Annotated in this window: 16 protein-coding genes; 6 read left to right on the top strand and 10 right to left on the bottom strand. The window is 72.2% G+C overall.

What is annotated here, in order from left to right:
• Window positions 1-48 precede the first annotated feature (48 nt).
• Genes AC0665_RS07425 through AC0665_RS07435 form a run of 3 tightly spaced genes read right to left on the bottom strand, consistent with a single transcriptional unit; the run spans window position 49 to window position 2686 of the window.
• Window positions 49-951: a metal ABC transporter permease gene (locus AC0665_RS07425; protein WP_468408902.1), complete on the bottom strand. Its 903-nt coding sequence runs from the start codon at window positions 949-951 to the stop codon at window positions 49-51.
• On the bottom strand, window positions 951-1718 hold the full coding sequence (locus AC0665_RS07430) for a metal ABC transporter ATP-binding protein (protein WP_363118913.1): 768 nt from the start codon (window positions 1716-1718) through the stop codon (window positions 951-953). Before AC0665_RS07430 ends, AC0665_RS07425 begins: the two co-directional genes overlap by 1 nt.
• Before the next feature lie 20 nt (window positions 1719-1738).
• Window positions 1739-2686, bottom strand: a complete 948-nt coding sequence (locus tag AC0665_RS07435) for a metal ABC transporter substrate-binding protein (RefSeq protein ID WP_468408899.1) — start codon at window positions 2684-2686, stop codon at window positions 1739-1741.
• 229 nt (window positions 2687-2915) lie between these two features.
• On the opposite strand from AC0665_RS07435, the gene AC0665_RS07440 reads away from it, so the two are divergent.
• Window positions 2916-4298, top strand: coding sequence for a glycine--tRNA ligase (locus tag AC0665_RS07440; RefSeq protein WP_363118706.1), 1383 nt, complete (start codon window positions 2916-2918; stop codon window positions 4296-4298).
• Between the two features lie 60 nt (window positions 4299-4358).
• Here the strand turns inward: AC0665_RS07440 and AC0665_RS07445 are convergent, their stop codons facing one another.
• Window positions 4359-5462, bottom strand: a complete 1104-nt coding sequence (locus tag AC0665_RS07445) for an endonuclease/exonuclease/phosphatase family protein (protein WP_468633798.1) — start codon at window positions 5460-5462, stop codon at window positions 4359-4361.
• 211 nt (window positions 5463-5673) lie between these two features.
• On the opposite strand from AC0665_RS07445, the gene AC0665_RS07450 reads away from it, so the two are divergent.
• From AC0665_RS07450 to AC0665_RS07460, 3 genes are all read left to right on the top strand, one after another.
• Window positions 5674-6291 (top strand): LysE family translocator, encoded by a 618-nt coding sequence (locus AC0665_RS07450; protein WP_478507755.1) that lies wholly within the window; start codon window positions 5674-5676, stop codon window positions 6289-6291.
• Between the two features lie 62 nt (window positions 6292-6353).
• Entirely contained in the window at window positions 6354-7358 is a 1005-nt protein-coding gene (locus AC0665_RS07455; protein WP_478602371.1) for an aldo/keto reductase, read from the top strand.
• A gap of 26 nt (window positions 7359-7384) precedes the next feature.
• Entirely contained in the window at window positions 7385-7990 is a 606-nt protein-coding gene (locus AC0665_RS07460; RefSeq protein WP_468408891.1) for a TetR/AcrR family transcriptional regulator, read from the top strand.
• A 16-nt stretch (window positions 7991-8006) separates the two neighbouring features.
• Here AC0665_RS07460 and AC0665_RS07465 read toward each other — a convergent pair whose 3' ends face one another.
• Window positions 8007-8213, bottom strand: a complete 207-nt coding sequence (locus AC0665_RS07465) for a hypothetical protein (RefSeq protein WP_363118701.1) — start codon at window positions 8211-8213, stop codon at window positions 8007-8009.
• A 116-nt stretch (window positions 8214-8329) separates the two neighbouring features.
• The gene (locus tag AC0665_RS07470) at window positions 8330-9766 is read right to left on the bottom strand and encodes an MFS transporter (protein ID WP_478507753.1); all 1437 of its coding nucleotides are present in this window, start codon (window positions 9764-9766) and stop codon (window positions 8330-8332) included.
• A gap of 102 nt (window positions 9767-9868) precedes the next feature.
• Here AC0665_RS07470 and AC0665_RS07475 point away from each other — a divergent pair, with 102 nt between their 5' ends.
• On the top strand, window positions 9869-10768 hold the full coding sequence (locus AC0665_RS07475; RefSeq protein ID WP_478507751.1) for a helix-turn-helix transcriptional regulator: 900 nt from the start codon (window positions 9869-9871) through the stop codon (window positions 10766-10768).
• A 296-nt stretch (window positions 10769-11064) separates the two neighbouring features.
• Here AC0665_RS07475 and AC0665_RS07480 read toward each other — a convergent pair whose 3' ends face one another.
• Window positions 11065-12510: an MFS transporter gene (locus AC0665_RS07480; protein WP_478704598.1), complete on the bottom strand. Its 1446-nt coding sequence runs from the start codon at window positions 12508-12510 to the stop codon at window positions 11065-11067.
• 78 nt (window positions 12511-12588) lie between these two features.
• Here AC0665_RS07480 and dusB point away from each other — a divergent pair, with 78 nt between their 5' ends.
• On the top strand, window positions 12589-13722 hold the full coding sequence (dusB, locus tag AC0665_RS07485) for a tRNA dihydrouridine synthase DusB (protein ID WP_468408883.1): 1134 nt from the start codon (window positions 12589-12591) through the stop codon (window positions 13720-13722).
• Window position 13723: 1 nt separating this feature from the next.
• Here dusB and AC0665_RS07490 read toward each other — a convergent pair whose 3' ends face one another.
• The 3 genes from AC0665_RS07490 to AC0665_RS07500 all read right to left on the bottom strand — a co-directional run bounded on the left by AC0665_RS07490 (window position 13724) and on the right by AC0665_RS07500 (window position 19032).
• On the bottom strand, window positions 13724-15535 hold the full coding sequence (locus tag AC0665_RS07490) for an alkaline phosphatase family protein (protein ID WP_478602378.1): 1812 nt from the start codon (window positions 15533-15535) through the stop codon (window positions 13724-13726).
• A 150-nt stretch (window positions 15536-15685) separates the two neighbouring features.
• Entirely contained in the window at window positions 15686-17623 is a 1938-nt protein-coding gene (locus tag AC0665_RS07495) for an amylo-alpha-1,6-glucosidase (protein ID WP_478602380.1), read from the bottom strand.
• Window positions 17620-19032, bottom strand: coding sequence for an MGH1-like glycoside hydrolase domain-containing protein (locus AC0665_RS07500; protein WP_468633816.1), 1413 nt, complete (start codon window positions 19030-19032; stop codon window positions 17620-17622). The genes AC0665_RS07495 and AC0665_RS07500 overlap by 4 nt, the downstream gene beginning before the upstream one ends.
• Window positions 19033-19042: the final 10 nt, after the last annotated feature.

The raw sequence follows: 19042 nt of genomic DNA on the forward strand, positions 1-19042 counted from the left end.
TCACGTCTGCCTTGCCCGGGCCATTGTGCCAGCCCGGTGCGGGGGCGGTCAGACGCCGACCTCGTCGGTCGCCTGACGGCTGCCCGGGATCGCGCACTCGGCGGGATCGGCCGTGCCGAGCGCGGCCGCCCGCGCCCGGGCGCGGCGACGGGCCAGCGGGGCCGCGAGCGCCGTCAGCACGATGAACGCGCCGATCGTCAGCAGCACGATCGTCGCGCCGGGCGGCACGTCCTGGTAGTACGAGGTGACGGTGCCGCCGATCGTCACGCTCACGCCGATGGCCACGGCGATCACGAACGTCGCGGCGAAGCTGCGCGCGATCTGCTGCGCGGCCGCGACCGGCACCACCATGAGCGCGCTGACCAGCAGCAGCCCGACCACGCGCATGGCCACCGTCACCGTGACGGCCGCGGTGACCGCCGTCAGCAGGTTCAAAACGCGCACCGGCAGGCCCGTCACCCGGGCGAACTCCTCGTCCTGGCTGACCGCGAACAGCTGCCGTCGCAGACCGAGGGTGACCAGGACCACGAACGCGGCCAGGACGCAGATCGCCGTGACGTCCGACTCGGACACCGTCGACAGGGAGCCGAACAGGTACGACGTCAGGTTGGCGTTGGAGCCCGTCGGCGCGAGGTTGATGAACATCACACCGCCGGCCATGCCGCCGTAGAAGAGCATCGCGAGGGCGATGTCGCCGCGGGTCTTGCCGTACCAGCGGATCAGCTCCATGAGGACCGCGCCGAGGACGGAGACGAGGGTCGCCATCCACACCGGGGACCAGGTGAGCAGGAAGCCGAGGCCGACGCCGGTCATCGCGACGTGGCCGATGCCGTCGCCCATCAGGGCCTGGCGGCGCTGGACCAGGTAGATGCCGACCGCGGGGGCGGTGATGCCGACCAGGACGGCGGCGAGCAGGGCCCGCTGCATGAAGGCGTAGTCGAGGAAGTCCATCAGCTCAGCAGTCCCGTGCGGATCGGTTCGGCGCCCGCGGGTGCGTGCGGGTGCACGTGGTCGTGGCCGGGCAGCGCGTGCTGTCCGACGGCCTTCGGGGGCGGCCCGTCGTGCACGACACAGCCGTCGCGCAGCACGACCGCCCGGTCGATGAGGGGCTCCAGGGGGCCCAGTTCGTGCAGCACGAGCAGCACACTGGTGCCCTGGGAGACCTGCTCGGTGAGGGTGTGCGCGAGGACCTCCTGGCTGGCCAGGTCGACGCCGGCCATCGGCTCGTCCATGATCAGCAGCTCGGGCTCGGAGGCGAGGGCGCGGGCGATCAGGACGCGCTGGTGCTGGCCGCCGGAGAGGGCGTCGACCGGGTCCTTGGCGCGGTCGGTCATGCCGACGAGGTCCAGGGCGCGCCGTACGGCCTCGTGGTCGGCCTTGCGCAGCACGCCGAAGCGGGCCCGGGACAGGCGGCCGGAGGAGACCACCTCGGTCACCGTGGCGGGCACGCCGCCGGCGGCCGTGGTGCGCTGCGGGACGTAGCCCAGGCGGTGCCAGTCGCGGAACCGCGCGCGGTCGGTGCCGAACAGCCGGATCTCGCCGGCGCCGGTCTGCACCTGGCCGATGATGCTGCGCACGGCCGTGGACTTGCCCGAGCCGTTCGCGCCGAGCAGCGCGACGACCTCGCCGCCGTGCACGGTGAGGTCGATGCCACGCAGTACGGGGCGTGAGCCCAGGTCCGCGCGGACGCCGCGCAGGGATACGACGGGCTCGGTCATGCCGTCCTCCGATGGGTCGGTCACTTGGCTCCCAGGGCCTTCCGCAGGGCCTTGAGGTTGGCTTCCATGACCTGGAAGTAGTCGTCACCGCGGGACCTGTCGGTGATGCCCTCCAGGGGATCGAGGACGTCCGTCCTCAGGTTCGCGTCGCGGGCGAGGGTCTTCGCGGTCTTGTCGGACACCAGTGTCTCGTAGAAGACGGTGGTGACGCCGTCGGCCTTGGCCTCCTGCTGGAGCTCCCGGACGCGGGCGGCGCTGGGCTCGCTGTCGGGTTCGATGCCGGAGATGGCCTCCTGGGTGAGGCCGTAGCGCTCGGCGAGGTAACCGAAGGCGGCGTGGTTGGTGAAGAAGACCTTGCCGCGGGTGTCCTTCAGGCCGTTCTCGAAGTCGGCGTTCAGGCCGTTGAGCTTCTTCACCAGGGCCGCGGTGTTCTTCTTGTAGTCGGCCGCGTGGTCCGGGTCGGCCTTCTCGAAGGCCTTGCCGACGCCCTGGGCGATCTCGGCGTACTTCACCGGGTCGAGCCAGACGTGCGGGTCGCGGCCGTGCTCGTCCTCCTCGGAGTGGCCTTCCTCGCCCTCGTGGGTGTGGCCGCCGGTGCCGTGGTCCTCGAGGTGGGTCAGGGTGGCCGCGTCGATCTTCGTCTTGATGCCGGTCTGGCCGACGGCCTCGTCGACGGCGGGCTGGAGGCCCTTGAGGTAGAGCGCCGCGTCGGCCTCCTCCAGCTGCGCGCGCTGCTGGGTGCTGATCTCCAGGTCGTGCGGCTCCTGGCCGGGCTCGGTGAGACTGGTGACGTGCGCGTGGTCGCCGCCGATCTGCTCGGCGAGGAACGCCATCGGGTAGAACGACGCGACGACGTCGAACTTGTCCGTGTTGCCCGAGGCCGCGCTGTCGCTGGAGCAGGCGGTCAGGGCGCCGAGACCGAGAGCGGTGGCCGCGGCGGCGGGTATGAGGCGTCGTCGTACGTTCATGACACTCATTTTCAACAAATATGGAAACCGTTGTCAACAAACCGTCTCACCGGGGCCTTGCGGTCGGTGGAGGGGGGAGCGATTTGATTGAGGGGGCGCCCCCGCCGGTAACCTGAAGCATTCGCTGGAAGCAACTCGCTTCGCCCGCCCGTCTCCCGACCCCCCACCCCTTATCGAGGCGCTTCCACCCCGCACCCGTCAGTTTCGTCGTCGTAATGAAGAGAGCACCGTGGCCGCCGACAAGATCGACACCATCGTCAGCCTGAGCAAGCGCCGTGGCTTCGTATTCCCCTGTAGTGAGATCTACGGCGGCCAGCGCGCCGCTTGGGACTACGGCCCCCTCGGTGTCGAGCTCAAGGAGAACCTCAAGCGCCAGTGGTGGCGCTACATGGTGACGTCGCGCGAGGACGTCGTCGGTATCGACTCGTCCGTGATCCTGGCCCCCGAGGTCTGGGTCGCCTCCGGCCACGTCGCCACCTTCACGGACCCGCTGACCGAGTGCACCTCCTGCCACAAGCGGTTCCGCGCGGACCACCTGGAGGAAGCCTACGAGGCCAAGCACAAGCGCCTGCCGGAGAACGGCCTGGCCGACGTCAACTGCCCCAACTGCGGCAACAAGGGCCAGTTCACCGAGCCCAAGCAGTTCTCGGGCCTGCTGTCCACCCACCTCGGCCCGACCCAGGACTCCGGCTCCGTCGCCTACCTGCGTCCCGAGACCGCGCAGGGCATCTTCACCAACTTCTCGCAGGTGCAGACCACCTCGCGCCGCAAGCCGCCGTTCGGCATCGCCCAGATGGGCAAGTCCTTCCGCAACGAGATCACGCCCGGCAACTTCATCTTCCGCACCCGCGAGTTCGAGCAGATGGAGATGGAGTTCTTCGTCAAGCCGGGCGAGGACGAGAAGTGGCAGGAGTACTGGATGGAGCAGCGCTGGAACTGGTACACCGGCCTCGGCCTGCGCGAGGAGAACATGCGGTGGTACGAGCACCCGAAGGAGAAGCTCTCCCACTACTCCAAGCGCACCGCCGACATCGAGTACCGCTTCCAGTTCGGCGGCAGCGAGTGGGGTGAGCTGGAGGGCGTGGCCAACCGTACGGACTACGACCTCGGCGCCCACTCCAAGGCCTCCGGCCAGGACCTGACGTACTTCGACCAGGAGGCCGGCGAGCGCTGGACCCCCTACGTCATCGAGCCCGCGGCCGGTGTCGGCCGCGCGATGCTGGCGTTCCTCCTGGACGCCTACGTCGAGGACGAGGCGCCCAACGCCAAGGGCAAGCTGGAGAAGCGCACCGTGCTGCGCCTGGACCACCGCCTCGCCCCGGTGAAGGTCGCGGTCCTGCCGCTGTCCCGCAACCCGGAGCTGTCCCCGAAGGCCAAGGGCCTCGCCCAGGCGCTCCGCCAGAACTGGAACATCGAGTTCGACGACGCCGGCGCCATCGGCCGCCGCTACCGCCGTCAGGACGAGATCGGTACGCCGTTCTGCGTGACCGTCGACTTCGACACGCTCGAGGACAACGCGGTCACCGTCCGCGAGCGCGACTCGATGAAGCAGGAGCGCGTCTCCCTCGACCAGATCGAGGGCTACCTGGCGGCCCGCCTGGTCGGCTGCTGATCGCCTCACCCGCGGCGCGGTGCCGGGTTCCTCCACGGAGGGGCCCGGCACCGCCGCGTTTCACAGGTCCAGGTCGACGTAGACGGCCGCGTGGTCCGAGGCCCGGTTCCACTTCGAGGTGACGGTGTCGAAGGACTTGACGGTGGACGGCGCCCAGACGCCGCGCCGTTCAACCTCCACGTGCTGCACCTGCTCCCACAGCGGCGGCGGCAGCAGCACGTAGTCGAGCTTCTGGCTCTCGGAGGCGCCCGTGCCGTGGGTGCCCGGGGCGCCCCGGTAGGACGGGTGACTCATCACGTCCCGCAGGCCCGTGCCCAGCAGCGCCCTGATCGCCGCGCTGGACGGCTCGTCGTTGAGGTCACCGGCGACCACGACGTACGGGGAACGCTCCAGCGCGGCCTGGTAGATCGACGCCACCCGCCGGGCCTGGGCGAGGCGCAGTTCCGGGTCGTCGCCGCTCTGGCTCTTGAGGTGGTTGCCCAGCAGCCACAGCGGCGTGCTGCCGAGCTGGATCTCGTACTCGGGGCAGTCCCGGCTGAACAGCAGCTCGCCCGGGCGGTCCGGGTCCGGGTCGAAGACGTGCGACCGCAGGGACGTGATCGGGTGGCGGCTGAGGACGCCCACGTCGATGCCCCGCGGGTCGTTGCCGTCGATCACCATGTCGTACGGGTAGGGCGTCTTCTTCAGGTCGGCGCCCAGCACCTGCTCGTTGAAGCGGCGCAGGGTCGTGCGGTCCTCCACCTCCACCGTGAGCAGGATGTCGGCGTCGATCTCGGCGATCACCCGGCCGGTGTTGTGCACGGCCTCCCAGTCGAGGGCGTCACGGACCAGTTCCACCCAGCCCGTCCACCCCGAGCGGCCCTTGGCCACGATCTCGAAGGTGACGTGTTCGCCGCCGCCCTTCGTCTTGAAGAGCGTGCCCTGGCCGCGTGTCTCGTTGACGAAGAACGGCCTGTCCCCGCGCGAGTCGTGCACCCGGTGCTTCTTCAGCAGGGCGGCGATGCGGGTCTTGGTGTCGTCGTCGTAGGTCTCCCTCTCCAGGAGGGAGACCAGCTCGGCGTAGTCGTCGAGGGCCTCGCGGCGCTGCTTGTCGCCCGGGAGACGGAAGACCGCGGGGCGGCGGAAGAGGTTCTCCGTGTTGAAGGTGGCGATACGGATCGTCATGGCGCGCTCCCTCGGGCGGCGCGGAGTTCCGCGCGACCGGTGGGCGGGCGCCGCCGGGAGACCGCTCACCGGCACTTTCCATTGTCCGAGCCGGTGTGAACCGTGTCGAACCGTGGGGCTCCTGCGGCCGCTGGGATGCGGGGGATTGGTCCTGGAGCGCCGGGGCCGAGTGGCCCTGTTCCCGGGCCGGGGGTCACGCCAGGGTGACGGCATGAGTATCGCGTTCCTGCTGACCACCCTGGTCGTCGTCGCCACGCCGGGCACCGGCGTCGTCTACACCCTCGCCGCCGCGCTCTCCCGGGGGCGCCGCGCGAGTGTCGTCGCGGCCGTCGGCTGCACGCTGGGGATCGTGCCGCATCTGCTGGCCACGGTCACCGGCGTCGCCGCGCTGCTGCACGCGAGCGCCACCGCGTTCCAGGTGCTGAAGTACGCGGGGGTCGCCTACCTGCTGTACATGGCGTGGGCGACCGCGCGGGACAAGGAGGCGCTCGTGGTGGAGGAGCGCGAGAGGGCCCCTGAGCTGTCCGCGCTCCGGGTGATCGTGCGCGGGGTGCTGATCAACATCCTCAACCCGAAGCTGACGATCTTCTTCTTCGCGTTCCTGCCGCAGTTCGTCAGCCCCGGGGAGCCGCACGCGGTGCTGCGGATGGCCGGGCTGGGCGGCGTCTTCATGCTGGCGACCTTCGTGGTGTTCGCCGCCTACGGGGTGCTGGCCGCCTCCGTCCGACGGCACGTCGTGGGCCGCCCGGGGGTGATGGCCTGGCTGCGGCGGGGCTTCGCGGGCTCGTTCGTGGCGCTGGGCGCGAAGCTGGCGTTCACGGCGCGGTAGCCACTGACAAGTATCGAATGACAGATATTGAAATCTGTCAGCTGTCATGGCACGCTGGGGGCATGACGATGCGCACCCGCTCCCTCGGAACCACCGGCCCCCAGGTCTCCGCCCTCGGCCTCGGCTGCATGGGCATGTCCGCGCTGTACGGCGAGGCGGACCGGGCCGAATCCGTCGCGACCCTCCACGCGGCGCTCGAAGCAGGCGTCACCCTGCTCGACACCGGCGACTTCTACGGCATGGGCCACAACGAGATACTGATCGGCGAGGCCCTGCGCTCCGCCCCCGCGACCCTGCGCGAACAGGCCCGTATCAGCGTGAAGTTCGGCGCCCTGCGCGGCCCGGACGGCAGCTGGCTGGGCTACGACGGCCGGCCCGCCGCCGTGAAGAACTTCGCCGCCTACTCCCTCCAGCGGCTCGGCGTGGACCACATCGACGTCTACCGCATCGCCCGTCTCGACCCGGACGTGCCGATCGAGGAGACGGTCGGCGCCACGGCGGAGCTCGTCGAGAAGGGCTACGTACGGCACATCGGCCTGAGCGAGGTCGGCGCCGAGACCATCCGCAGGGCCGCCGCCACGGCCCCCGTCTGCGACCTCCAGATCGAGTACTCCCTCATATCCCGCGGCATCGAGGACGAGATCCTGCCCACCACCCGCGAGCTGGGCATCGGCATCACGGCGTACGGGGTGCTCTCCCGGGGCCTGATCTCCGGCCACTTCACCGCCGACCGGCAGCTCGGCCCGGGCGACTTCCGGGCGATGTCGCCGCGCTTCCAGGGCGACAACCTCCGGCACAACCTCGACCTCGTCGAGGCGCTGCGGAAGATCGCCGAGCAGAAGGGCGTCACCGTCGCCCAGATCGCCATCGCCTGGGTGCTCTCCCGTGGCGAGGACATCGTGCCCCTGGTCGGCGCCCGTCGCCGCGACCGGCTCTCGGAGGCGCTCGGCGCTCTGGACGTGACGCTGGAGCCTGCCGACCTGGCCGCGATCGAGGCGGCCGTACCGGCCGGTGCCGCCGCCGGTGACCGCTACCCGGCGGCCCAGATGGCGCACCTCGAGAGCTGAAGCGGGATCCGGGTACGGTCAGGGGCATGGCACCGACCAGCGAGACACTGACCGCCGAGCGCATCCTCGAAGCCACCGAGGAGGTGCTGCGCCGGCACGGCCCGGCCAAGGCCACGGTGGTGGACGTGGCCCGGGCGCTCGGCGTCAGCCACGGCAGCGTCTACCGCCACTTCAGGACGAAGGCGGCGCTGCGCGAGGCCGTCACCAAGCGCTGGCTGGACCGCACGTCCGGGGAGCTGTCCGGGATCGCCGCCGCGGACCGCGTCCCGGAGGCCCGGCTGCGGGACTGGCTCGCCGCGCTGTTCGCCGCCAAGCGCCGCAAGGCGGGTGAGGACCCGGAGCTGTTCGCCACGTACATGGTCCTCACCGACGAGAGCGGCTCGGCGGTGGGCGAGCACATCACCGACCTGGAGTCCCAGCTGACCCGCATCATCCAGGCCGGCGTCGAGAACGGCGACTTCGCCGCCACCGACCCGGAGGCCTCGGCCCGCGCGGTCTTCCAGGCCACGGGCCGCTTCCACGACCCCCGCTACGCCAGGGAGTGGGAGGAGCCGGAAACCGAGACCGACTTCACGGCCGTCGTCGACCTGCTGGTGCAGGGACTGCGGCGTGATCCACACGGCACCGACTAGCCCGGGCACCCCGCCCCTACGCCGCCGTCGGGTCCACCGTGGCCTGGTGCGCCTCCAGCAGGTGCTCCTGCGCCTTCAGCCAGGGCAGGAACTGGGCGCCTCTGTGCCAGCCGCAGGTGTCGCATCTGAGCGTGCGCTGCACGCCCGTGCGTTCCACCCGCACCACATGCTCCCGGCCGTGCTGGTCCCACCGGCTGACCTTGCTCGTGTCGATCTGTGTCATGACCCCTCCCGCGTCTGGGACGTCCGGCGTTCCGGTCCGCCCGCAGCAAGGAGTGTGCGGCAGGACCGACATCAACAGGGTTTCCCCGCACGCCGGTTGTCAGGCCGTCAGAGGGCTCAGGCGACGGTACGGGGCAGCCGCAGGCTCAGCAGGCCGGTCAGTACGACACCGCCGAGCTGCACCAGCAGGGTCGTGACCAGGGCGTCCCGCATGCCCAGCCGCGGGACCAGGGACAGGAACAGCGTGCCCAGGGTCGCCACCCCGAGCGCCAGGGCCGACTGCTGGGTGGTGATCATCACACCGCTGCCCACACCGGCGCGCACGGGCGGCACCTCGGAGAGGACGACCCGGTAGATGACGGGGAGTTGCAGCGCCTGGCCCGCCCCGGCGACCGCCGCGCCCGGGAGCAGTTCGACGAAGCCCAGGTGCGGCCAGAACCGCCAGGCCGCCAGTGCCATCAGGGCCAGCCCCACGCCCTGGAGGACGGCACCCGCCGTCACCACCCGGGTGCCGTACCGGGCGACCAGGCGCGGCCCCAGCAGCGAGAACACGAAGAACACCACCGCGAGCGGGGCGAGCGCCAGGCCCGCGGCGACCGGATCGAGTCCCGCGCCCTGCTGCAACGCCACCGCGATCACGAACATGAAACCGCTGAAGCCGATGGAGAACGGCAGCACCAGCAGCAGCCCGCGCCGCAGCGAGGTGAGCGCGAACAGGCTCGGCGGCACCAGCGGCGTACGGCCCTCGCGGTCGGCGCGGCGCTCCACCGCGTAGAACGCCGCCGTCACCAAGGGGAACGCCGCCAGCGACAGCCGGGTCCACAGCGGCCAGCCCGCCGCCCGGCCCTCGGTGAGCGGCACGAGCAGGGTGAGCAGGGAAGCCGCGAGGAGGAACGTGCCCGGGACGTCGACGGGCTCCGGGCGCGGCGAGCGGGTCTCGGGGACGGCACGGACGGCCAGCACCAGTCCGGCGAGCACCACCGGCACGTTGACAAGGAACACCGAACGCCAGCCGGTCCCCGCGATGTCCGCGGCCACCAGCACCCCGCCCAGGATCTGCCCGGCGACCATGGCCAGCCCCGCGGTCGCCCCGTACAGGCCCATGGCCTTCGCCCGCCGGGGTCCGGTCGTGGTCGCCTGGATGGTGGCGAGCACCTGCGGCAGCATCGCGGCGGCCGACGCGCCCTGCGCGACCCGGGCCGCGACCAGCGACCAGGCGCCGGGGGCCAGTCCGCAGGCCAGTGACGTCAGCCCGAAGGCGGCCATGCCGGCCAGGAACAGCCGCCGCCGCCCGAACAGGTCGCCGAGCCGGCCCCCGAGGACCAGCAGGACGGCGTACGACACCCCGTACCCCGCGACGACGAGTTCGAGGACCGACTCGCTCGCGGCGAGGTCGGTGCCGATGGTGGGCAGTGCGACATTGACGATGAAGAAGTCGATCAGAGGCAGGGCCGCGGCCAGCAGCACGGTGAACAGTCCGAGCGCGCCGAGCGAGGGGGAGGCCGCCGCGGCGGGCGGACGTACAGGACGGGAGGCAAGGGATTCGGTGGTCACGGTCCCGAGCCTGCGGTGTCGCTCAGGCTGGTACCAGAGTGTTCTTATCCTGGTAGCGGAAGCACCTGGAAACAGGGTCCGGACCACGGCAGGCTGGAGCCCATGACGACCCTCGCGCAGGAGACGACGCGGCGCACCTCCGGGGCGCCCGGGGACGCGGAGATCCGCCGGCACGAGCTCGCGGCGTTCCTGCGCAGTCGCCGGGAGCGGATCGCCCCCGAGCAGGTCGGACTGCCCCGGGGCCCCCGGCGGCGCACGCCGGGGCTGCGCCGCGAGGAGGTAGCCCAGCTCTCCGCGGTGGGCGTCACCTGGTACACGTGGCTGGAGCAGGCCCGTGACATCCAGGTCTCCGTCCAGGTCCTGGACGCGCTGGCCCGGGCGCTGCTGCTCGACCCGAGCGAGCGCGCCCACCTCTTCCGGCTGGCCGGGGCGGCGGATCCGACACCGGCGACCACGTGCCCGTCGGTCACGCCGGCGATGCGGGCGGTGCTGGAGCAGGTCGAGCCGTTCCCGGCGTGCCTGCAGAACAGCCGGTACGACATCCTCGCCCACAACCGCACCTACGGGCTGCTGCTGTGCGACCTGGACACGGTGCCGCCCGAGGACCGCAACTGCATCCTGCTGTCCTACACGCACCCCGAGTGGCAGTCGTCGATCGTGCACCTGGAGGAGACCCAGCGCCTCATGGCCGCCCGCTTCCGCGCCACGATGGCGGGGCATCTCGCCGAGCCCGCCTGGAAGATGCTCCTGGACCGCCTGTGCAAGGAGTCCGCCGTGTTCCGCGCGGCGTGGGACCGCCACGAGGTGGTGGCCCACCGCACCAAGCGCAAGGAGTTCCGCAACCGCCACGTGGGCCGCATCACCGTCGACCACACAGACCTGTGGCTGACCCCGGGGACGGGGCCGAGGATCGTGACGTACGTACCGGCGGACCCGGAGTCCCGGGAACGGCTGGAGCGGCTCCAGCAGATCGCCGTGCGGCGGGCCGCGGCCACGGTGTAGCGGGGGCGGCTTCGCCCGGTCCCTCAAGTCCAGCGAGGTGAGGGTGCGCCGCGCCGACGGCACCCGTGCCGACGCGAGCGACCGGGTCCCGTAAGCGACCAGGTCCCGGTGGGAGCCGAGGGGACGCCGGTGGCCGATGGCCCGGGGCGTGCGAGCGGCCCGGTGACGGGTGTGCGCGTGGTCGTGACGGCGCGCATGGGCGGCTGCATGGCCCTCGGAGAGATCGACGGCGACCGCGGACGGACCCGTCGGCCGGCCGCGTCCCGGCGAGGCTGAGCCGTTCATCCCGGCGAGGCTCAGCCGTTCGTCCCGACCGTCTGCCGTACCTCCGGCGACTCCAGCCTCCGGGCGGTCCGTTCGGCGGTTCCCCGGGCCCACCGGCCGTTCGTCACCGCTCCCAGGGCCAGCACCGCGAAGCCGCACACCGCGAGGATCCACCAGCCGGGCCGTGCCGCGGACACGAACGTGTCGCGGTACGAGGAGGATCCGACGCCCGCGGCGAGGACCGAGCCCAGCACGGCCACCCCCAGGGTCTGGCCCAGCTGCCGGCTCGTCGAGGCGACCGCGGCGGCCACGCCCGCCTGGGCGCGGGGCATGCCCGAGACCGCCGTGTTGGTGATGGGCGCGTTGACGAACCCGAAGCCGATGCCGAACAGGACGTACCCGGCGAAGAGCGTGACGTCGGAGGTCTCGGCCTCGAAGGCGGCGAAGAGGACGCCGCTCGCCGTCATCGCGCAGCCCGCGATCAGCAGCGGCAGACGCGGACCGCGCGCCCCCACCAGTCGGCCCGACAGCGGGGCGCACAGGAACGTCGGGGCCGCCATCGGCAGCATCCACAGGCCCGCCTCCAGGGCGGTCAGGCCGCGCACGTTCTGCAGGTACAGCGTGGACAGGAACAGGAAGCCGCCCAGTGCCGCGAACGCGCTGATCGCGATGACCGTCGCGCCGCTGAACGGCGCCGAGCGGAAGAAGCGCAGGTCGATCAGCGGTTCCTCGCGGCGCGGCTCGTACAGCAGCAGTCCCGTCAGGGCGGCCAGGGCGACGACGACCAGCGGTGCCAGGGCCCCCGGGGAGGTGCTCGGCGCTTCGATGATCGCGTAGGTGAGCGAGCCGAACAGGGCGATCACCAGTACCTGCCCGACGGGGTCGGGGCGACGGGCCCGCGGCGCGCGGGACTCGGGGACGAAGCGCAGCGTGAGCAGCAGGGCCGCCAGGCCCACCGGCAGGTTGATCCAGAAGATGGAGCGCCAGCCGACCGAGTCGACCAGGAGCCCTCCGACGAGGGGGCCCGCGGCCATCGAGATGCCGACGACGGCGCCCCAGGCGCCGATCGCCCGGGCCCGCTCGAGCGGGTCCGTGAACGTGTTGGTGATGATCGACATGGCGACCGGGTTGAGCATCGAGCCGCCCACCGCCTGCACCATCCGGAACGCGACCAGCGCCTCGAGGTTCGGCGCGAGGGAGCACAGGACCGAGCCGAGGGTGAAGACGACCAGGCCCGCCATGAAGACCCGCTTGCGGCCGATCCGGTCGGCCGTGGACCCGGCGAGCATCAGCAGCGAGGCCAGGACCAGGGTGTACGCGTCGATCGTCCACTGCAGGCCCGACGTACTGGCGTGCAGATCCTGCTGCATGGAGGGCAGGGCCACGTTCAGGACCGTGTTGTCGAGGCTCACGATCAGCAGGCTCATGCAGCAGATCGCGAGCACCAGCATGCGGCGGCGGTGACTGAGCTCGGGCATGCGCTCCATCGTACGCCGATTTCGATAGTGTGGTTAACTAATGAATTTTGCCATCTCATTGCACGGCACAATGGGGGTATGTCCACGCCCCTGCAGATCGGCCCGCACACCGTCCAGCCGCCCGTCGTCCTGGCCCCCATGGCCGGGATCACCAACGCGCCCTTCCGCACCCTGTGCCGGGAGTTCAGCGGGGGCAAGGGCCTGTTCGTCAGCGAGATGATCACCACCAGGGCGCTGGTCGAGCGCAACGAGAAGACCATGCAGCTCATCCACTTCGACGCCAGTGAGCGGCCCCGGTCGATCCAGCTGTACGGAGTGGACCCGGCGACCGTCGGCAAGGCCGTCCGCATGATCGCGGAGGAGGACCTCGCCGACCACATCGACCTGAACTTCGGCTGCCCGGTGCCGAAGGTCACCCGCAAGGGCGGCGGCTCCGCGCTGCCGTACAAGCGGAACCTGCTGCGGGCCATCCTGCGCGAGGCCGTCAGCGGCGCCGGGGACCTGCCGGTGACGATGAAGATGCGCAAGGGCATCGACGACGACCACATCACCTTCCTGGACGCCGGCCGGATCGCCGTCGAGGAGGGCGTCACCGCCATCGCCCTGCACGGCCGCACCGCCGCCCAGCACTACGGCGGCACCGCCGACTGGGAGGCCATCGCCCGGCTGAAGGAGCACGTGCCGGAGATCCCCGTGCTCGGCAACGGCGACATCTGGTCGGCCGGGGACGCCCTGCGGATGGTGCGCGAGACCGGTTGCGACGGCGTGGTCGTGGGCCGTGGCTGCCTGGGGCGGCCCTGGCTCTTCGCCGACCTGGTCGCCGCCTTCGAGGGACGCACCGAGGACATCGCCCGGCCCACGCTGCGCGAGGTCGCCGACGTCATGGTCCGGCACGCCACCCTGCTCGGGGAGTGGATCGGCGACGAGGCCCGGGGCGTGATCGACTTCCGCAAGCACGTCGCCTGGTACCTCAAGGGCTTCGCGGTCGGCTCCGAGATGCGAAAGCGTCTCGCGATCACCTCGTCCCTGGAGGAACTGCGCTCCGGCCTGGACGAGCTGGACCTCGACCAGCCCTGGCCCGCCGGCGCCGACGGACCCCGGGGCCGGACGTCCGGCAACAACCGGGTGGTGCTGCCGGACGGCTGGCTGAAGGACCCCTACGACTGCGCCGGGGTCGGCGAGGACGCCGAACTGGACACCTCGGGCGGCTGAATCAGCCCTTCGACGGGTGCGGGGTGGAGCCGAACGCCTTCAGGAAGCGGTCGCGGAAGGAGCTCATCTTCCACACCGGTGCGTCGCGGTCCGGTTTCAGGCCCTCCGTCCACTTCCAGTCGGCGACCTTGTCCAGGACCTTCGGGTCCTTCGCGACGATCGACACCGGCACGTCCCGGCTCGCGCCGTTCCCGCTGACCCGGGCGATGGGCTGGTGGTCGCCGAGGAAGACCAGGACGGTGTCGTCGGTGCCGTAGCGCTCCAGCCACTGGGTGAGGCTGGTGACCGAGTACTGGATCGACTTTCCGTACTCCTGGCGGGACTTGGTGGTGTCGGTGATGACGTCCGACGCCTTGTTGCCGGCCTTCTGGATGGCGTCGAAGACCGAGCCGTCGCCGAGTTCGTCCCAGCCGACCATCTTCGGGATGGGCGCCCAGGGCTGGTGGCTGGAGGTCAGGATGACGAACGACATCAGCGGCTTGTCCCGCTTCCTGCCGTGCACCCGGCGCTGGAACGCCTCCAGCGCGTACTGGTCGGGCATGGTCGACCAGCTGAACTTCGGCCCCCGGTAGCCCAGGTCGAAGGCGTCGTACAGCTTGTCCAGGCCGTACCACTTCTCCTCCGGCCAGCCCTTCTGCACGCCCGGCATGACGCCGACCGTGTCCCAGGCGCCGGTCTTCTGGAAGGCCTTGGTGAGGGTGAGGTGGTCGCCGGCGCTGACCGTGCGGTAGCGCCGCTGGTTGTCGATCCACAGGCCGGACATGGTCGTGGAGTGACCGAGCCAACTGCTGCCGCCGTACGTCGCCGAGGTCAGCCAGCCGCTGCGGGCGGCGAAACCGGCCTTCTCCAGGGCCTTGGTGCTGGTGTCCAGGGTCCGGCCGACGCCGGGTGCCATGACCGGGTCCTCGATCGCGCTGCGCCCGTAGCTCTCGATGAACGTGAAGATCACGTCCTTGCCGCGCAGGTCCGGCAGCAGTTCGGCGGGCGGGGTGTCGCCGAAGGTGTCCGCCTTCGACTGCTTCACGAACGCGGCCTCGTCGCGCAGCGACTCCACCGTCCGCTGCGCGTGCGCCTTGAGCGCCCCGGCACCGCGCTCGGAGGCGATCGGACCGCCGGACAGCGTCAGGCCCAGCGCGGAGCAGGTGACCCAGACGGTGCCGGCGATCAGGGCGCCCTTGGTCGCCCGCACCCGGTGGCGGGCCAGTGCGTTCGCGAGCCGGACCGACGCCGCGACCATCACGGCCGCCACCAGCAGCACGAGCACCACCGCGCCGACGGCGGCCGCGGTCGCGACGCCCCCGCCCAGCGTGTCCCGGACGTACGCCTGGGCGTCGGGCAGCAGGTCCCAGTCGAGCGCCGCGTTGAAGCCGCGGCCCAGGTACTCGTTGAACCCCATGTCGAGCAGGTTCACCGTGGTCAGCACGGTGAGCCCGAGTCCGTACAGCACCGCCGCGAGCAGCCGGGGCCGGCGCGGCAGCGCGAGCACGACGACGGCCCCGAGGACCGCCTCGGCCGGGATCCGCGCGAAGGCGACCGCCCCCAGGGCGGGCAGGGTGTTGGGCAGCAGCAGGGCCACGAGGACCAGGACGGCGGCGAGGGCGGTGGTGGTCAGGCGCAGCGCGCGGGCCGCCCGGGGACGACGGGTGCGCCAGGCGCGCCAACCACGGGTGGGGCGCGTCCCGGCGTCGGCGCTCTCCGCTTCCTCCGCGGCGGCGGCCCCGGCCCTGCCGCCGCGCTCCGGATCCTCCGCCCCGGCTCCGGGCGTGCCGCCGTCCGGCCGCGACGACTGGTGGAAGCGTGTGAAGACAGGCACCCGGAGGTCCTTCCGTGCGGAACCGGTACGTGGCGGACCCGGGTGGGGGTCCGGGTCCGTCGCCGTTCCGTACGGGGTGTCCCGCCGGTGCGTTCAGCCCGCCGGGCCGGCGCTCGGCAAACACCCGGCAAACCTCCGGCAGGCCGGCCCTCAGACCACGCCGACCGCCGTCAGCAGCGCCAACGGGGCGGAGGCCGAACGGGATTCACGCACACACGCGTGCGGATACGGCACCGGCTCCGGGTGGGTGTCGCGGCCGTAGCCCGCGAGGACCTCCGGGAGCCGGTGGCCGGTCGCGCCCGCCGCGTCGACCAGGCCGCGGGCGATCGCGCGGGCCTCGTCGTGCAGTCCGTAGCGGGCCAGGCCCAGGGCGATCAGCGCGTTGTCGTGCGGCCAGACCGAGCCGCGGTGGCAGGAGAGCGGGTGGTAGGCCGGCTGCCCGGCCGCCAGGGTGCGCACGCCCCAGCCGGAGAAGAAGTCCGGTTCGAGCAGCCGCCGTCCGACGAGTTCGCCGTACTCCTTGTCCAGCAGGCCCGACCACAGCAGGTGCCCGGCGTCCGAGGCGAGCGCGTCGACCTGGCCGCCCCGGCCGTCGAGCGCGAGGGCCGGGAAGGAGTGCTCAGACATCCAGAAGTCCCGCTGGAAACGGTCGCGCAGGTCGCCGGCCGTCTGCTCCAGCAGGTGGGCGTAGGTGATGTCCTGCCAGACCGTGCGGGCGAGGGCCGCAGTGCGGCGCAGGGCGTCGTAGGCGTAGCCCTGGGCGCCCGCGGCCGTCACCGGCCCGTGCGGGCGGGTGCCCTCGGCGGAGCAGATGGCGCCGGGGGAGTCCTTCCAGTTCTGGTTGGCGAGACCGCCCCGGTCGGCCCGGTGGACGAGGTAGCCGCGCGAGGTGAGGCCGCCGTGGTCGAGCATCCAGGTGACGGCGGCCCGGGCGTGCGGTTCGAGGCGGCGGGCCAGGGCGGTGTCGCCGGTGTGCTCGGTGTACGCGCCGAGCAGCACGAGGAAGAGCGGGGTGGCGTCGACCGAGCCGTAGTAGCGGCCGAAGGGGACCTGGCCGAAGTGGGCCAGTTCGCCGTGCCGTACCTCGTGCACGATCTTGCCCGGCTGGGCGATCCCGTCGTCGCCGGTCCCGGTGGCCTGGGTCGCGGCGAGCGCGGGCAGGGTGGCGGCGGCCAGGTCCGGCCGGTAGGGCAGGGCGAACAGCGAGGTCAGCAGGGCGTCCCGGCCCAGCAGGGTGAGGAACCAGGGGGCGCCGGCGGCCGGGACGCGCACCTCCTCGCCGTCGGGGCCGGTCGCCGGGATCCGGAGGGCGGCGAGGTCGGCGAGCCCCCGAGTGCAGGCGGCGGTCAGCTCGGGCCAGCCGCTGGGGAAGGCCACGCCCCGGACGAACTCCTCCTCATGGGCGCGGACCTGGGCTTGGACGGCGGCGGGGGAGCGGGGGACGCGCAGGGCGCGCCGGTCGCCGTGCGGGCGGGCCACGACCCGCAGGGTCAGCTCGGCGGTGCCGTGCGGCGCGAGGTCCAGGGTCCAGGACAGTCGGCGGGCGCCGGTGCCGGTCTCCTCCACGGCGTCCGGCCGGGGGTCGGCCGTCACGGTCGTGACGGAACACCAGGCTCCGCGCCGGTAGCCGAACTCCACCCCGTGGCTCAGCACCTGGCGGGTGCGGACGGCACCGGGCTTGGTGTAGGTGCGGTGGTCGGAGCGCAGCTCGAACTGGTCGGTGAAGTCGGCGTCGGCGGTGAGCGCGAGGTGGACCGTCGTCGGCACCGGGCGATTGCTGGTGACGCGCAGCGACTCCACGAACGAGGAGTCCCCGACGGCCTGTTCGCGGAAGAGCGTGTACGCGGGCGGCTCGTCACGGCCGCCGCGCGGGACGAGCACACAGCGTGCGGTGTCCCCGTCGGCCACCGGTGTCAGCGTCTCGGGCACCGCCCCGTCGACGGTGAGCTGCCACCGGCTCAGATGCCGGGCGTCCCGGACGAACATGCCGTCCGGGGCGCTGCCGCCCCGGTAGCCGCTGATGTCGCCGCGGTCGCCGACGGCGGCGAACGTCCGGCCGTGCACGAGCAGATGATGCCGGTCGGTCATCCTCGGTCCCCTCCCTTGGTCGCCGTGAGGCCGTTCCCGCCCCGTGCGGGCCGGTCGTGCAGCAGGTCGAGCGTGAGCGCGGCGGTCCAGCCGAAGCCGGTGACGCCGCAGGGCTGTGCCGTGTACGGGTCGACGTACTCCGCGAAGCCGGAGGTGCCGGCGGTGTGCAGCATGCCTCTGCGCAGGGCGTCGGCCCGGCCGCGCTCGCCGTGCAGCCGCAGTCCGCGCTCCAGCAGCCAGTTGGTGTTGAACCAGGCCGGCCCGCGCCAGTAGCGGTGCGGGTCGAAGGCCTCACCGAGCAGGTCGTAGCTCGGGACCAGGCGGGTCGTGCCGCCGAGACCGAAGTGCGGGCCGCACGCCGTGCGGACCAGGGTGGCCGCGAGGCCGGGCGGCAGGGCCGGCAGCAGCAGCGGGACGAGTCCGGAGACACCGCGCTCGGGGATCGCCTCGCCGGCGCGCACGTCCCGGCACAGGAACAGGCCCGCCGCCGGATCCCACAGCCGCTCCACCACAGCCGCCGTCAGACGCTCCGCGCGGGCCCTGCGCGCCGTGCCCGCCACGCCGAGCTCGTCGGCGATGTCGGCCAGGGCGTACTCGGAGGCGATGAGCAGCGCGTTGAACGCCGGGTCCTCCACGGCGAACTCGCCCATCGTGTCGGCGTATCCGCGGTCCCGGTAGTCGGCCGCCAGCCGCACGTACCGTCCGTAGTCGAGATCCGTCGGCCGGTCCTCGGGGGCGCCGTGGTCGAGGTCGGCGCGGCGGAAGGAGCGGGCCGGGGCCGGAGCGACCCGGGACAGCGGGCGGTCCCAGCAGGGGCTGTTGTCCATACCCTGTTCCCAGGGGTGCACGACGGACACCAGCCCCCCTCCGCCGAGGTCGCGCCGGCGCAGCAGGTAGCCGTGCCAGGCGGCCAGCCGGGGGTACACCCGGGTGAGGAACCCGCGTGCCCTGGACAGGCCCGGGTCGGCGAGGTGCACCAGCCACGCGGCCAGCGCGTGCACCGGTGGCTGCACGATCCCGGAGGTCTGTACGGTGCGCGGGGCGCCGGCCGTGCGCCCGGCCGCCGACGAGCGCCAGAAGTCGGGGCTCGGGAAGTACGCGTCGAGGGGGACGGAGGGGTTGAAGACGATGTGCGGGATCCGCCCGTCCGCCCACTGGGCCGCCAGCAGCGTCTCCAGCTCCGTCTGGGCCCGTAACGGCGACAGGTGCCTCAGGCCGATGGCGATGAACGCCGAGTCCCACGACCACTGGTGGGGATACAGACGGCGCGAGGGCACGGTGGACGTGCCCGTCCAGTTGCCCTCCAGCACGTGCGCGGCCCTGACGTGCAGGGAAGGCGGCGCGACGGCCGGATCGTATGCGGTCTCGCGCCCCGCGGGACGCGTGGTGAGCTGGGCGATGCGATCCACTCGGGGCTCT

This window comes from Streptomyces sp. NPDC043685 (assembly GCF_056436585.1).